General features: G+C 66.9%; 14 protein-coding genes. 6 read left to right on the top strand and 8 right to left on the bottom strand.

Going from position 1 to position 12,854, the window contains the following annotated elements; translation table 11 throughout:
- Nucleotides 1-70: 70 nt before the first annotated feature.
- On the bottom strand, nucleotides 71-1,372 hold the full coding sequence (locus AC6LKD_RS15200) for a D-amino acid dehydrogenase (RefSeq protein WP_492275284.1): 1,302 nt from the start codon (nucleotides 1,370-1,372) through the stop codon (nucleotides 71-73).
- Between the two features lie 135 nt (nucleotides 1,373-1,507).
- Between AC6LKD_RS15200 and AC6LKD_RS15205 the strand changes: the two genes are divergently transcribed.
- The 5 genes from AC6LKD_RS15205 (at nucleotide 1,508) to AC6LKD_RS15225 (ending at nucleotide 4,036) form a co-directional block, all read left to right on the top strand.
- Entirely contained in the window at nucleotides 1,508-1,975 is a 468-nt protein-coding gene (locus AC6LKD_RS15205; protein ID WP_013394098.1) for an Lrp/AsnC ligand binding domain-containing protein, read from the top strand.
- 125 nt (nucleotides 1,976-2,100) lie between these two features.
- Nucleotides 2,101-2,760: a DUF502 domain-containing protein gene (locus AC6LKD_RS15210; protein ID WP_498116704.1), complete on the top strand. Its 660-nt coding sequence runs from the start codon at nucleotides 2,101-2,103 to the stop codon at nucleotides 2,758-2,760.
- Nucleotides 2,761-2,793: 33 nt separating this feature from the next.
- Nucleotides 2,794-3,039, top strand: coding sequence for an RNA-binding S4 domain-containing protein (locus AC6LKD_RS15215; RefSeq protein ID WP_498116669.1), 246 nt, complete (start codon nucleotides 2,794-2,796; stop codon nucleotides 3,037-3,039).
- A 33-nt stretch (nucleotides 3,040-3,072) separates the two neighbouring features.
- On the top strand, nucleotides 3,073-3,648 hold the full coding sequence (locus AC6LKD_RS15220; RefSeq protein ID WP_013394101.1) for a restriction endonuclease: 576 nt from the start codon (nucleotides 3,073-3,075) through the stop codon (nucleotides 3,646-3,648).
- A 13-nt stretch (nucleotides 3,649-3,661) separates the two neighbouring features.
- A complete protein-coding gene (locus AC6LKD_RS15225; RefSeq protein WP_498116670.1) occupies nucleotides 3,662-4,036 on the top strand; it encodes a DUF2784 domain-containing protein in 375 nt (124 codons plus the stop codon).
- Between the two features lie 10 nt (nucleotides 4,037-4,046).
- On the opposite strand, the gene AC6LKD_RS15230 is transcribed toward AC6LKD_RS15225, so the two are convergent.
- The 3 genes from AC6LKD_RS15230 to AC6LKD_RS15240 form a co-directional block, all read right to left on the bottom strand.
- A complete protein-coding gene (locus AC6LKD_RS15230) occupies nucleotides 4,047-5,174 on the bottom strand; it encodes an acyl-CoA dehydrogenase family protein (RefSeq protein ID WP_498116671.1) in 1,128 nt (375 codons plus the stop codon).
- A 124-nt stretch (nucleotides 5,175-5,298) separates the two neighbouring features.
- On the bottom strand, nucleotides 5,299-7,116 hold the full coding sequence (locus AC6LKD_RS15235) for a glycoside hydrolase family 15 protein (RefSeq protein ID WP_013394104.1): 1,818 nt from the start codon (nucleotides 7,114-7,116) through the stop codon (nucleotides 5,299-5,301).
- Between the two features lie 3 nt (nucleotides 7,117-7,119).
- On the bottom strand, nucleotides 7,120-7,941 hold the full coding sequence (locus AC6LKD_RS15240) for an SDR family oxidoreductase (RefSeq protein WP_013394105.1): 822 nt from the start codon (nucleotides 7,939-7,941) through the stop codon (nucleotides 7,120-7,122).
- Between the two features lie 160 nt (nucleotides 7,942-8,101).
- Here AC6LKD_RS15240 and AC6LKD_RS15245 point away from each other — a divergent pair, with 160 nt between their 5' ends.
- Entirely contained in the window at nucleotides 8,102-9,196 is a 1,095-nt protein-coding gene (locus tag AC6LKD_RS15245) for a sensor domain-containing diguanylate cyclase (RefSeq protein WP_498116672.1), read from the top strand.
- Nucleotides 9,197-9,215: 19 nt separating this feature from the next.
- Here the strand turns inward: AC6LKD_RS15245 and AC6LKD_RS15250 are convergent, their stop codons facing one another.
- Genes AC6LKD_RS15250 through AC6LKD_RS15265 form a run of 4 tightly spaced genes read right to left on the bottom strand, consistent with a single transcriptional unit; the run spans nucleotide 9,216 to nucleotide 12,812 of the window.
- Nucleotides 9,216-9,950, bottom strand: coding sequence for an ABC transporter substrate-binding protein (locus AC6LKD_RS15250; protein ID WP_498116673.1), 735 nt, complete (start codon nucleotides 9,948-9,950; stop codon nucleotides 9,216-9,218).
- A gap of 22 nt (nucleotides 9,951-9,972) precedes the next feature.
- Nucleotides 9,973-10,743 (bottom strand): MBL fold metallo-hydrolase, encoded by a 771-nt coding sequence (locus tag AC6LKD_RS15255; protein ID WP_013394108.1) that lies wholly within the window; start codon nucleotides 10,741-10,743, stop codon nucleotides 9,973-9,975.
- Nucleotides 10,744-10,746: 3 nt separating this feature from the next.
- Nucleotides 10,747-11,727: a Bug family tripartite tricarboxylate transporter substrate binding protein gene (locus tag AC6LKD_RS15260; RefSeq protein WP_498116674.1), complete on the bottom strand. Its 981-nt coding sequence runs from the start codon at nucleotides 11,725-11,727 to the stop codon at nucleotides 10,747-10,749.
- A gap of 32 nt (nucleotides 11,728-11,759) precedes the next feature.
- A complete protein-coding gene (locus tag AC6LKD_RS15265) occupies nucleotides 11,760-12,812 on the bottom strand; it encodes an Ldh family oxidoreductase (RefSeq protein WP_498116675.1) in 1,053 nt (350 codons plus the stop codon).
- Nucleotides 12,813-12,854 lie beyond the last annotated feature (42 nt).

Below are 12,854 nucleotides of genomic sequence, written 5' to 3' on the forward strand. Positions count from 1 at the left end.
CGCCAGCGTTCTGTGCTGGCGGGGCCTCCGCGGGGCCGGGCTTGCGGCCCGGGCCAGAGAAAAACAGGAGTCAGGCGCTCTTGCCGTCCAGCACCAGCGACTGGTTGGACGCCGCCTTGCGGTCGTAGCGCGACAGGTCCAGGCCGTCCGTGCGGATGGCGGGACGCTGGCCCATGACCTGATCGGCCACCAGCTTGCCGGAGCCGCAGGCCATGGTCCAGCCCAGCGTGCCGTGGCCGGTGTTCAGGTACAGGTTGCCGTAGCGCGTCGCGCCGACCACGGGCGTGCCGTCCGGGGTCATGGGACGCAAGCCGGTCCAGAACTCGGCCTGGGCCACGTGGCCGCTGCCCGGGAACAGGTCGTTGACGACCAGTTCCAGCGTCTTGCGACGGGCCTCTTTCAGACGCAAGTCGAAGCCCGCGATCTCGGCCATGCCGCCCACGCGGATGCGCTGGTCGAAGCGCGTGACGGCGATCTTGTAGGTTTCGTCCAGGATGGTCGACACCGGCGCGGCCGATTCGTCGGCCATGGGGATGGTGAGCGAATAGCCCTTCAGCGGATACACCGGCAGGTCCAGGCCCAACGGCGCGAGGAAATCGCGCGTGTAGCTGCCGAAGGCGGCGACGTAGCGGTCGGCGGTCAGCACTTCGTTGCCCACGCGCACACCGGTGATTTGGCCACCGGCCGTGTTCAGGCCCGACACCGACTGGCCGAAGCGGAACTCCACGCCCAGACCCTTGGCCAATTCGGCCAGGCGCGTGGTGAACAGCTGGCAGTCGCCGGTTTCGTCATTGGGCAGGCGCAGGCCGCCCGACAGCTTGTGCAGCGAGCGCGCCAGGGCCGGCTCGGCCGTCACCAGGCGGTTGCGGTCCAGCAGTTCGTAGGGCACGCCCACTTCTTCCAGCACGGCGATGTCGCGGCGGGCGGCTTCCAGCTGGGCCTCGGTGCGGAACAGCTGCAGGGTGCCGCGGGTGCGCTCTTCGTAGTGGATGCCGGTGGAGGTACGCAATTCGCGCAGGCAATCGCGGCTGTACTCGGACAGGCGCAGCATGCGTTCCTTGTTGACGGAGTAGCGTTCGGCGGAACAGTTGGCCAGCATGGCCGCCATCCACTTCAGTTGGAACAGGCTGCCGTCCAGGCGGATGGCCAGCGGGGCGTGCTTCTGGAACAGCCACTTGATGGCCTTCAACGGAATGCCGGGCGCCGCCCAAGGCGTGGAATAGCCCGGCGACACCTGCCCCGCGTTGGCGTAGCTGGTCTCCTGCGCCGCCGCGGGCTGGCGGTCCAGCACCGTGACTTTGGCTCCCTGGCGGGCCAGGTAATAAGCGGTGGTGGTGCCGATGACGCCGCTGCCGAGGACGATGACGTGCATGATTCTTTCCGATGATTGGTTTTGTTCAGGAATTTCGGTAGTCTATGGGCCTCTCAGTAGTGAAAAGCACTGAAGATTTTTCTTTGGCAGTGCTTTTTCCCGGCCCCCTCCTGTTTTTTGATCGCCAAAAGTGAAATGCGCGAGCTAGACCGTATCGACCTGAAAATCCTGGATATCCTGCAACGGGAAGGCCGTATTTCCGTGACCGAACTGGCCGACCGGATCAGCCTGTCCGCCACCCCCTGCTCCGACCGCGTCAAGCGCATGGAGCGCGAAGGCGTCATCACGGGTTACCATGCGCGCGTCAATCCGGCGGCGCTGGGCAAGAACCTGCTCGTCTTCCTGGAGATCAAGTTGTCGGCCAAGTCCGGCGACGTGTTCGACAAGGTCAAGAAAGAGCTGCTATATGTGCCCGAAGTCATGGAATGCCACCTGGTGTCCGGCGACTTCGACTATCTGGTCAAGGCCCGCCTGACTGAAATGAACGAATACCGCCGTCTCCTCGGCGAAATCCTCAAACGCCTGCCCGCGTCCGCCGAATCGCGCAGCTACGTGGTCATGGAGGAGATCAAGGAGACGCTGTACCTGCCTGTGGACCGCTAGGCGCGCCGCCTGCGCGGATTGCACGCCGATTGTTACCGGTCGGGTCCGCGCTGGCTGCTATGCTGGCGGCCCTTCGGCGCGTGCCTATGCCGCGTAATCCGACCCTAATTTATTTGCCTATGTCTATGACCCGTCTCTACAAGTACTTCTTCCGCGGCCTGATCACGGTCCTGCCGCTGGCCCTGACCATCTACCTGCTGTATATCTTCCTGGCCTGGACCGAAGCCGTGGCGCTGACCTTCCTGCGTCCCTTCATCGGCGGGTTCTACGTGCCGGGCATGGGCCTGGCGCTGGGCATCCTCGGCATCCTGGCCATCGGCTACCTGGTGTCCAAGGAACGCGTGCAGCGGGTGCTGGTGCTGCTGGAAATGCCGTTCACCAACCTGCCGGTGGTCAAGAGCATCTACTCGTCCCTGAAGAGCTTCGCGGATTATTTTTCGCCCAGCTCCAAGAACACCGCCCAGCAGGTCGTGATCCTGCGCGTGCCGGGCCAGCAGCTGGAACTGGTCGGCCTGGTCACCCGCCGCAACCTGGAAGGCCTGCCCGAAGGCTTCACCCAAGGCGAGCGCGTGGCCGTGTACCTGCCGATGGGCTACATGATCGGCGGCTATACCGTGTTCGTGCCGCAGGAATGGGTCCAGCCCATCCAGATGTCGGTCGAGGAAGCCATGCGTTCGTCCCTGATCGCCTGGATGGCGCGCGCCGAAACCAACAACAACCGTCCGGCCCCGCAGGAGCCTCCCGCCCCCGCGCAGGACGGCGCCAACGGCGGCGGCCAGGCCTGAACGCCCCGCCCTCACCTCTACGAAACTCACGCTATGCCCATCATCGAATTCACGCTGGCCGACGACAGCCCCTATATTGAAGTGAACCAGCTGCTCAAGGCCACCGGCGTCTGCGACAGCGGCGGCGCGGGCAAGATGCTCGTGGCCGAAGGCCACGTCAGCGTGGGCGGCGTGGTCGAAAGCCGCAAGACGGCGAAGATCCGCGCCGGCCAGATCGTCACCTGCGGCGACGTGCGCATCGTCGTGCGCGCTCCCGACGCCGGCGATCAAGACGCCTGAAGCCCTACACCCCCTGCATCACCGCGAGCCGCCATGAAATTCAAGATGTCCCAGAACTCCATCTTTGCCGTGCTGCTGCGCTCGCCCTGGTGGATGAGCGCCGGCGTGGCCGTGCTGCTGTCGGCCGCCGGCTTTGCCGCGCTGCCGCTGGAGTACGCCGCGATGGGCGTGTTCGCCGCGGTGCCGTTCGCGGTCATCGCCATCATGGCGGCCTACAAGCAGCTGCGCTCGCCCTCGGGCGCGCGGGTGCAGGCCGTGGCCGAGGCCGCCGCCGGCATGTCCTGGGCCGACTTCTCCAAGACCGTCGAAGCAGGCTTTCGCCGCGACGGCTGTGAAGTGCAGCGCCTGCAACTGCCCGGCGCCGATTTCGCGCTCACCAAGGACGGCCATGTCGCCCTGGTCAGCGCCAAACGCTGGAAAGCCGCCCGCGTCGGCGTCGAGCCCTTGCGCGAGCTACAGGCGGCGCGCGAGAAACGCGGCGCGCGCGAAGCCATCTATATCGCACTGGGCGAGGTTTCGGACAATGCGCTGCAATATGCCAAGTCGCAGGGGGTGTCGCTGATGATGGCGCCCGAACTGGCCAAGCTGCTGCGGGACCTCAAGCCCTGACCTCGGTACGGCAATGAGCTACCGCCTGCTTGCCGACCTCGTGCTCATCGTGCACGGCCTCTTCGTCGCCTTCGTGGTGTTCGGCGGACTGCTGGCGTTATGGAAGCGCTGGGTCGCCTACCTGCACCTGCCGGCCCTGGCCTGGGGCGCTTTGGTCATAGGCATGGGCTGGATCTGCCCGCTGACGCCGCTGGAGATTTCGCTGCGGCAGCAGGCCGGCCAGCAAGGCTATGGCGGCGGCTTCATCGAACACTACGTGCTGGAGCTGATCTACCCCGAGGGCATCACGCGCGTGACGCAGATCGTGCTGGCGGCCTTGCTGATCGTGGGCAATATCATCGTCTACACGCTGTGGGCGCGGCGCGGCCGGCGCCAGCCGGCCGCCTAGACCGCACCGTTTACAAGCCCCGCGCGATCACCAGGCGCTGGATGTCGCTGGTGCCTTCGTAGATCTGGCACACGCGCACATCGCGATAGATCCGTTCGACCGGGAAATCCTTCAGATAGCCATAGCCGCCCAGGGTCTGGATGGCGGCCGAACACACTTTTTCGGCCATCTCGGAGGCGAACAGCTTGGCCATGGACGCCTCCGTCAGCGCCGGCCTGCCGGCTTCGCGCAGCGCCGCGGCGTGCAGCACCATTTGCCGCGCCGCGTGGATCTGGGTGGCCATGTCGGCCAGGCGGAAAGCCACTGCCTGATGCTCCATGATGGGCTTGCCAAAGGCCTGCCGGTCGCGCGCGTAGTCGCGCGCGCACTCGAACGCGGCCCGCGCCATGCCCACGGATTGGGATGCAATGCCAATGCGCCCGCCTTCCAGGTTGGACAGCGCAATCTTGTAGCCCTCGCCTTCCGCGCCGAGGCGGTAGGCCGCCGGGATACGCATGTCCTCGAACGCGATCTGGCAGGTGTCCGAAGCATGCTGGCCCAGCTTGTCCTCCACCCGCAGCACCTTGTAGCCCGGGGTGTCGGTGGGCACGATGAAGGCGGAAATGCCGCGTTTGCCGGCCTCGGGGTCGGTCACCGCGAACACGATCACGACCTGGCCGCTGCGCCCCGACGTGATGAACTGCTTGGCGCCATTCAGGATGTAGTCGTCGCCATCGCGCCGCGCCCGGGTGTGCAGGCTGCTGGCGTCCGACCCGGCCTGCGGCTCGGTCAGCGCGAATCCGCCGATATGTTCGCCGGTTGCCAACGGCCGCAGGAACTGCTCTTTCTGCGCGTCGGTGCCGAACTTCAGGATGGGCATGCAGGCGACCGAATTGTGCACGCTCATGATGGTGGAGCAGGCGCCATTGCCGGCGGCGATTTCCTCTAGGGCGACCGCGTACGAGATATAGCCGCTGTCGTTGCCGTCCCAGGATTCGGGCACCAGCATGCCGAAAAAGCCCAGCTGCGCCATTTCGGCGATGGCGTCGGCGGGATAGGCGTGGTCACGGTCCCAGGCCTCCGAGTTGGCCGCCAGGCGCTCCTGCGCGAAGCGGCGCGCCATTTCCTGGACGCTGAGCTGTTCTTCCGTCAAAAGCATGTCTGTCTCTCCTGGATGCGGTGGCGGCCGGCGCGCGGCCTGCTCTGTTCTGCGTTTCGGCGTCCGCTTGGGACGGCCGTCAGATCGCCAGAATACACCGGGCCGGCGCGCGCGCCGGACGCGCCTATTCGCGCGGCGCGTCCTGCTCGGCGCGCTGACGCGCCGGACCGCTGGCGCGGCTCAGGTTGTAGGCGGTGTTCACCAGTCCGATGTGCGAAAACCCTTGCGGAAAATTGCCCACCAGGCGGCGCCGGCCGACGTCGTATTCTTCCGCCAGCAGGCCCAGGTCATTGCGCAGCGCCAGCAAGTGTTCGAACAGGCGTTCGGCGTCGGCGATGCGCCCCTGCATGACATAGGCGTCGGCCAGCCAGAAGCTGCAGGCCAGGAACACGCCCTCCTCGCCCGGCAGGCCGTCGCTGGCGTGCTGGGTGGAATAACGCAACAGCAGGCCGTCACGCAGCAGTTCGCGTTCGATCGCGCGCACCGTGCCCGCCACGCGCGGATCGTCCGCGGGCAGGAAGCCCACTTGGGGGATCAGCAGCAGGCTGGCATCCAGTTCCTCCGATCCGTAGCTCTGCACGAAGCAGCCGCGCGCCGGGTTGTAGCCGTGCTTGCAGATATCCGCGCGGATGCGGTCGGCAAGGCGCTGCCATTCATCGCGCGGCCCGCGCAGGCCGAATCGGTCGCAGGACTGCACCGCGCGGTCGAACGCGACCCAGCACATCAGCCGCGAATGCGTGAAGGCGCGGCGCTCGCCCCGCACCTCCCAGATGCCATGGTCCAGGTCCTGCCAACGGTGCTTCAGCGGCTCCAGCAGCACGTTCTGCAGGCGCCAGGCCTCGGCCAGCGGCGCCAGGTCCGCGGCGCGCGCGGCGTACAGGGTCTCGATGAGCTCGCCGTAGACGTCCAGCTGGCTCTGCCCGGCGGCGCCGTTGCCGCGCCTCACCGGCAGGCTGCCCTCATATCCCGGCAGCCAGGGGATTTCCAGCTCGGGCAGCCAGCGCTCGCCGGCGATGCCGTACATGATCTGCAACTGGTCGGGATGCCCGGCCACGGCGCGCAGCAGCCATTGGCGCCAGGCCTCGGCCTCTTCGCGGTAGCCGGCATTGAGCAAGGCGTACAAGGTCAGCGCCGAGTCGCGCAGCCAGCAATGCCGGTAGTCCCAATTGCGGCTGCCGCCCAGGGCTTCCGGCAACGAGGTGGTGGGCGCGGCGATGATGCCGCCAGTGGGCTGGAAGGTCAGCAGCTTGAGCGTGATCAGCGAGCGGACCACGGCATCGCGCCCTTCCTCGCTGCCTTCCCAGCGGCAGCGCTTGGCCCACTCCTGCCACCAGGAGATGGTGCGGTCCATGCTTTCCACGCGGTCCGGCACGAAATGCGGCGTGCGGTGCGAGCGGTGATAGGACAGCGTGAACGGCACCACCCGGCCCGGATGCACCGAGAAGCGCGCCGTGGTCGTGAGCTCGTGCCCCGCCAGGTCCACCGGCGTATGCAGCTCGACCGCGTCGGGGCCGGCGATGGCGCTCAGGCCGTAGTCGCGCCGGCGTACCCAGGGGACGGCCTGCCCATAGTTGAAGCGCAGCGCCATCTCCATGTCCATCTGCACGTGTCCGGATTCGCCGCGCACGATGCGCACTACGTCGGCGCGCTCATCGTCGTCGCTCAGGGGCATGAAGTCGTACAGCAGCGCCGCGCCCGAGCTGGTCTCGTAGCGCGTTTCCAGCACCGCGGTATCGGGCACGTAGCGGCGCGAGACCGTGTATTTCTGCGCATGCGGCGCGATGCGCCAGTGTCCGTGCCGTTCGTCCCCCAGCAGCGCCGCGAAGCACGCCGGTGAATCGAAGTGCGGCAGGCACAGCCAATCGATGGAGCCGTCGCGCGCCACCAGCGCGGCCGACAGCATGTTGCCGATCAATCCGTAGTCTTCCAGGGGCTTGGACATGGTCTAGCCCGCGCCCCGGAACTCGGGATACAGCGTCATGCCGCCGTCGACGAACAAGGTCGTGCCAGTGACGTAGTCCGAGGCGTCACTGGCCAGCCATACCGCCGCGCGCGCCACGTCTTCGGGTTCGCCGATACGGCCGTAGGGAATCAGCTTCAACAGTTTGGCCAGGCTTTCCGGGGTGTCCCAGGCCGGCTGGTTGATGGCGGTGCGTATGGCGCCCGGCGCGATGGAATTGACCCGTATCCGGGCCGGAGCCAGTTCCTGCGCCAGCGATTTCATCAGCATGGACACGCCGCCCTTGGAGGCCGCGTAATTCACCTGGAAGGCCCAGGGTATGACCTCGTGCACCGAACTGATGAAGAGGATGTTGCCCGTCGCCAGCCCCTGCCGCGCCGGGTCGGCCGGCTGCGATTGAAACAGCCTGGCCGCGGCGCGCGCGCACAGGAAATGCCCCGTCAGGTTCACATCGATGACACGTTGCCAATCGGCCAGCGTCATGTCGGCGACCGGGGCCGGATGCTCTATGCCCGCATTATTGACCAGGATGTCCAGTCGTCCGTAGTGCTGCAGCGCCTGCGCAAACAGGTGCTCCACCTCGGCCTCCTTGCTGATGTCGCCGGCCGCCGTGACGGCCGACCCTCCCTGGCGCTGGATTGCTTCGGCGACTGCCGCCGCGCGCCCCTGGGAATCGCCGCCCGCGCGATGATTCACCACCACCCGCGCGCCGGCCGCGGCCAGCCCGATCGCGGTGGCGCGGCCTATGCCGGAGGACGCCCCTGTCACCACGGCCACCCGGCCGCGCAGTTCACTCGGGTGTTGCATGCCTGCCTCCCTGGCGGCCGCTACCCATCGTGGCCGGCCGCCGCGTGTAGAAAGTCCAGGGTAGTACCGCGCACAGGTTCCATGCAACCCATTGCGCAGCGTGCATAATGACGGCTATGCCGGCCCGCGCTCCCCATGGAGCGACGGGCCGCAGGTCCATATGCCCACCCGTATGCCCTCGCTTCCTGGAGACGCCGTGCTGGATCCGATACTTGCAGAACTGTCGACCACCCTGCCCGAGGCCAAGTCCGTCGAACAATTGACGCGCCCGCTGCTGGACATGCTGGGCGCGGTGACCGGGCTGGAGTCCACCTATCTCACGTCGATCGACCTGAAGGCGGATCTCCAACACATCCGCTACGCGCGCAACGCCGGAGCACTGCAGATCCCCGAAGGGCTGTCCGTACCCTGGGACGACACGCTGTGCAAGCGCGCGCTGGACGAAGGACGCCTGTGCACCAGCGATGTCTCCAGCTGCTGGCCCGATTCCGACGCCGCCCGCCAACTGGGCATACAAACCTATCTGAGCGCGCCAGTGCGCACGGATGACGGCGTCCTGTTCGGCACCCTGTGCGCCGCCAGCGCCACGCAACGCCAGATCGAGCCTCGGGCGGAATTGGTACTGAAGCTCTTCTCCAGCGTAATCGCCCGCTTCCTGGAACGCCAAATGCTGATGGAGCAGCTGCACGCCGCCAACGTCCAGCTCATGTCCTATGCGCTGACCGACACGCTGACCGGCCTGCCCAACCGGCGCGCCCTCTACGAGGCGCTGGACCGCCTGCAGGCGCGCGCCGTCCGCGAAGGCGGCAGCGTGCTGGTCGGCGTGGTCGACCTGGACGGCTTCAAGGGCATCAACGACGTCTACGGCCACCAGCAAGGCGACGTATTCCTGCAGGAGGTGTCGCGCCGCATCGCCGCTGCCCTGCGCGGCTCGGACATGCTGGGGCGGCTGGGCGGCGACGAGTTCGTGCTGATCGGGCCGGGCCCGGCCCTGGCAGCCGGCGACGGGCCGCATGGCGTGCACGCGCCGCGCGGCGAGGCCGAAGAAGCCGCCCGGTCGCTGGAAGAACGCGCCACCGCCGCCACCGTGGGGCGCTACCAGCTCGGCGAAGATGCCGTGCCGTACGAGGGCGCCAGCGTAGGCGTGGTGGCGCTGGATCCGCGCGGCCTGGACGCGGAAGCCGCCGTGCGTTTGGCCGACGCCCGCATGTATGAGGTCAAGCGGGCGCGCAAGACGGCGCGCGTCATTCACTAGCGCGAGAAAGGCGCCTTGTTCAGGCTGCCGCGGGCGCTACCGCGGCGCCTTCTATGCCGTGGCGGCGCAACGCGTTTGCGACGAAGCCGCTGGCCTTCATCTCTTCGACAAACCCCGACAGGACTTCCATGGCTTCGGCGCCACGGTTCTTGGGCGCGCCCATGGCCTGGCGTATGGTCATGAAGCTGCCGGGCAGCAAGCGCAAGCCCTGCAACCGCCTGGCGTCCGCCTCCAGCTGCTGCAGCACACCCGCCGCCACGTCCGTGCCCTCGGCCAAAAAAGTGTCGACCACGGCCGGCGAGGTAGGCGCACGCGTAATGGTCGCCCGCTTCAGTTCACGGCTCAGGTACAGGTCGTACGCGCTGCCTTGTCCGACGGTGACGCGATGTCCCTCGCGGTCGACCTCGTCCAATGCGCGTAGCGCAGAATCTTCGCGCACGAGGTAGGCGCCCTGGATCAGGACATAGGCGTCGGTAAAGGCAATGCCGGCCGCGCGCAGCGGATCGATGGCGAAGAAGCCGATGTCCGCGTCCTCCCGCGTGACGGTCTCCACGGAAGCGCCCGCGCTATCCAGCACGACCAGGTCCAGCGGCACGCCCAGCCTTTCGGCGAAGGCGCACGCCAGGTCCACGGACACGCCGGCCGGCGCGCCGCCGGCATCGCGCCCCGCCAGGATGGGATTGCCCAGGTTGATGGATGCCCGCAGCCGGCCGGTTGGCGCGAAGGCGGAAATGATGTTCGTGTTCAGCTTCATAGGTTTGTGCAGGGTGGGAAGATCATGAACCATGGCGGCTGAAGACGCCGCCGCAGCAGAGGTCGATGCGCGTCGGCTCCAGCGTGTCGCCGAACCAGGCGTTCAACGCCGCGCGCCGTTCGCCGACATACACCGGCTGCCCGTCCGTGCCGAGCTTCATGCCCAGGTCATGGCCCGGCACCAGCAGCGTTCCGGGCGTCTTGCGCCACAGCTCCCAGATGCGGGCCAGCGTAGCGCGGCTGGCGTCCATATCGGCGGTGTCATTGACCGTGCCCGACAGCAGTTCGGCCCGGTTCTTCGCGGCATCGCCGGTGAACAGAACCGTTTGCCGACCATCGTCGACGTAGAACAGCAAGTGGCCCGGCGTGTGCCCCGGCGACGCAATCGCGCGCAGGTACGGCAGGAATTCGTCGCCATCGCGTATGCGCCGGACACGCTCCGACGACGCCAGTTCGCGCACGTAGAGCTCCGGCAGCGGATTGAACCCGGGCGGCTGGGCGGCCGCCCAGGCCAACTCCAGCTCGCCGATCCAGACGGTGGCGTTGGGAAACAGCGTGAAATTGACGGCGTGATCATAGTGGGCGTGCGTCAGCACCACGTCGGTGATGTCGGCCGCGGCCACGCCGCAGCGGCTCAGGTGCTGGCCCAGCAGATGGCGCACACCGAACGCGCCCACGTCCACCAGTATGTTGCGCCCGCCGCCCCGCAAAAGCGTGGTGGTGCTCCAGCCCAGTCCGCCATGGCACAGCGAACGCCCTGGATAGCCTTGTATCAATACCTCGATGTCATACATGGCCTACTCCGCTTGCACATGCGCATCCGCGATCAGCTTGCGGTAGCGTTGCAGGTCTTCCTGGATCAGGCGCGCGAATTCCTGCGGCGTGCCCGCAACGATCTCGTTGCCGCCTTCGGTCTGGAGCTTCTGGATCACGTCGGGCTCGCGTGCGGCCTTGACCACCTCTTCATGCAGGCGCGACAGGATCTTGGGATCGATGCCAGCCGGCGCCAGCAAACCCTGGAATTGCGTGACCACGAAATCCTTGAAGCCCAGTTCCTCCATCGTCGGGATACCGGGCAGGCCTTGCGCGCGGTTCGGTCCCGACACCGCATACCCGCGCAGCTTGCCGGAACGCAGATGTGGCGTGGCCGTCACCACCGTGTCGAACGTGAAGCTGAGCTGCCCGCCCAGCACGTCGGTCAGGGCCTGGGCATTGCCCTTGTAGGGAATATGCGTGAGCTGCGTCTGCGTCATGACCGCCAACAGTTCGCCCGCCAGATGCCCGCCCGCCCCCACGCCCGCGGAGCCGTAGCTTATCTGGCCCGGCTTGGCCCGCGCCGCCGCGATCAGGTCATCCACGCTGCGTATCGGCGATTGCTGCGGCACGACCAGCACGTACTGATAGCTGGTGATCTGGCTGATCGGCGCCAAGTCGGCCACCGGATCATATGGCGTCTTCTTGTACAGCGAGGGATTCACCACCAGCGGCCCGCTCGCATCCAGCAGCAGCGTGTAGCCGTCAGGCGCGGCCTTGGCGACAAAATCAGTGCCTATCATGCCGTTGGCGCCCGGCTTGTTCTCCACGACGAAGGTTGCGCCCATGCTGACCGACAGTTTTTGCGCGATCACACGGGCGGTGATGTCCGCTGCGCCGCCCGCGACATAGGGCACGATCAGGCGCACCGGTTTGCTGGGATAGTCCGACGCCAGCGCCGCGCCGGCCGCCATCATGCCCAACGCGCCCGCCATCATTGCCGTAGCCATGGCTGTGTATTTCATGTCTGTCTCCGAAATGCTGCCGCCAGCGCAGGTCAGGCCGGCAGGGAATCCGCATGGCGGCGCAACAACGCCAGGACATCCGCGTCCAGTGCAATCCCCTGCTCCTTCTGGCGCGCCATCTTGGCCAGTTCGATCTCGCCGGGCTGAATCACCGGCCGCGCGGTATCGGCCGGCGCGCTGCCGTGCAGGATCTGCGCGAAGTCGGCCATGCGTTGGGCGAGCCATTGCGTCGAACCCAGCCTGCGGGTGTCTATCAGCAGGAAAAAGTGGCCAAGGTTCTGTGGCTGATCGGGCGCATCCACCCATGACTTCACATGCGTCAGATAAGCCGCGTTCGACAGCAGCCCGGCGAACAGGTCGACCATCAGCGCCAGGCCGTAGCCCTTGTGCCCGCCGATCGGAAGCAGAAAGCCGTCAAGCGCATCCTTGGGACTGGTCGTCGGCTGTCCGGCCGCGTCGGTGGCCCAGCTGTCGGGAATCTCCTGCCCGGCTTTCAGGGCGTTGCGGATCTTGGCGCGCGCCACCACGCTCATCGCCATGTCCAGCAGAAAGTGCGCGCCCTCCGGATTGGGCACGGCGAAGCCGATCGGACTGTTGCCGACCCGGGCGTCGGTGCCGCCCCAGGGCGCGATGGTAGTGGTGGCGTTGCTGCCGATGATGCTGGCATAACCCGCTTGCGCCGCGATCAGGCCATAGGGAGAAATGGGACCGAAATGATTGCTCTGGCGAGCGAACGCCATGCCTACCCCGCACTCGCTGGCGGCCTGCATGGCGGCGCGCAGCGCGTGCATGCCGACCAGCGGCCCGACGCCGTTGTCGCCATCGACCAGGCACAGGCCGGGCGCGGGGCGCTCGACTTGAATCCGGGCGCGGGGATTGATGCCGCCCACCTGCAGGCGCTCGCCGTACGATTCAATGCGGCTCAGGCCATGGGTGGACAGGCCGAACAGGTCCGCCAACACCAACACCTGGACAACATCGGCGGCATCCTGGGCAGGCAGCCCCAGGCTTTCGAACGCGCGTATGCCGAGCTGCGTCAGCTCCTCTTCGGCGATAAGAATCGGGTCTTGCTTTTGGCTACTCATGGCAATGCTTCTCGAAAAAGAATGGGGATTCGTGAAAGATGG

The sequence above is a fragment of the Achromobacter sp. D7-1 genome, from assembly GCF_059760445.1.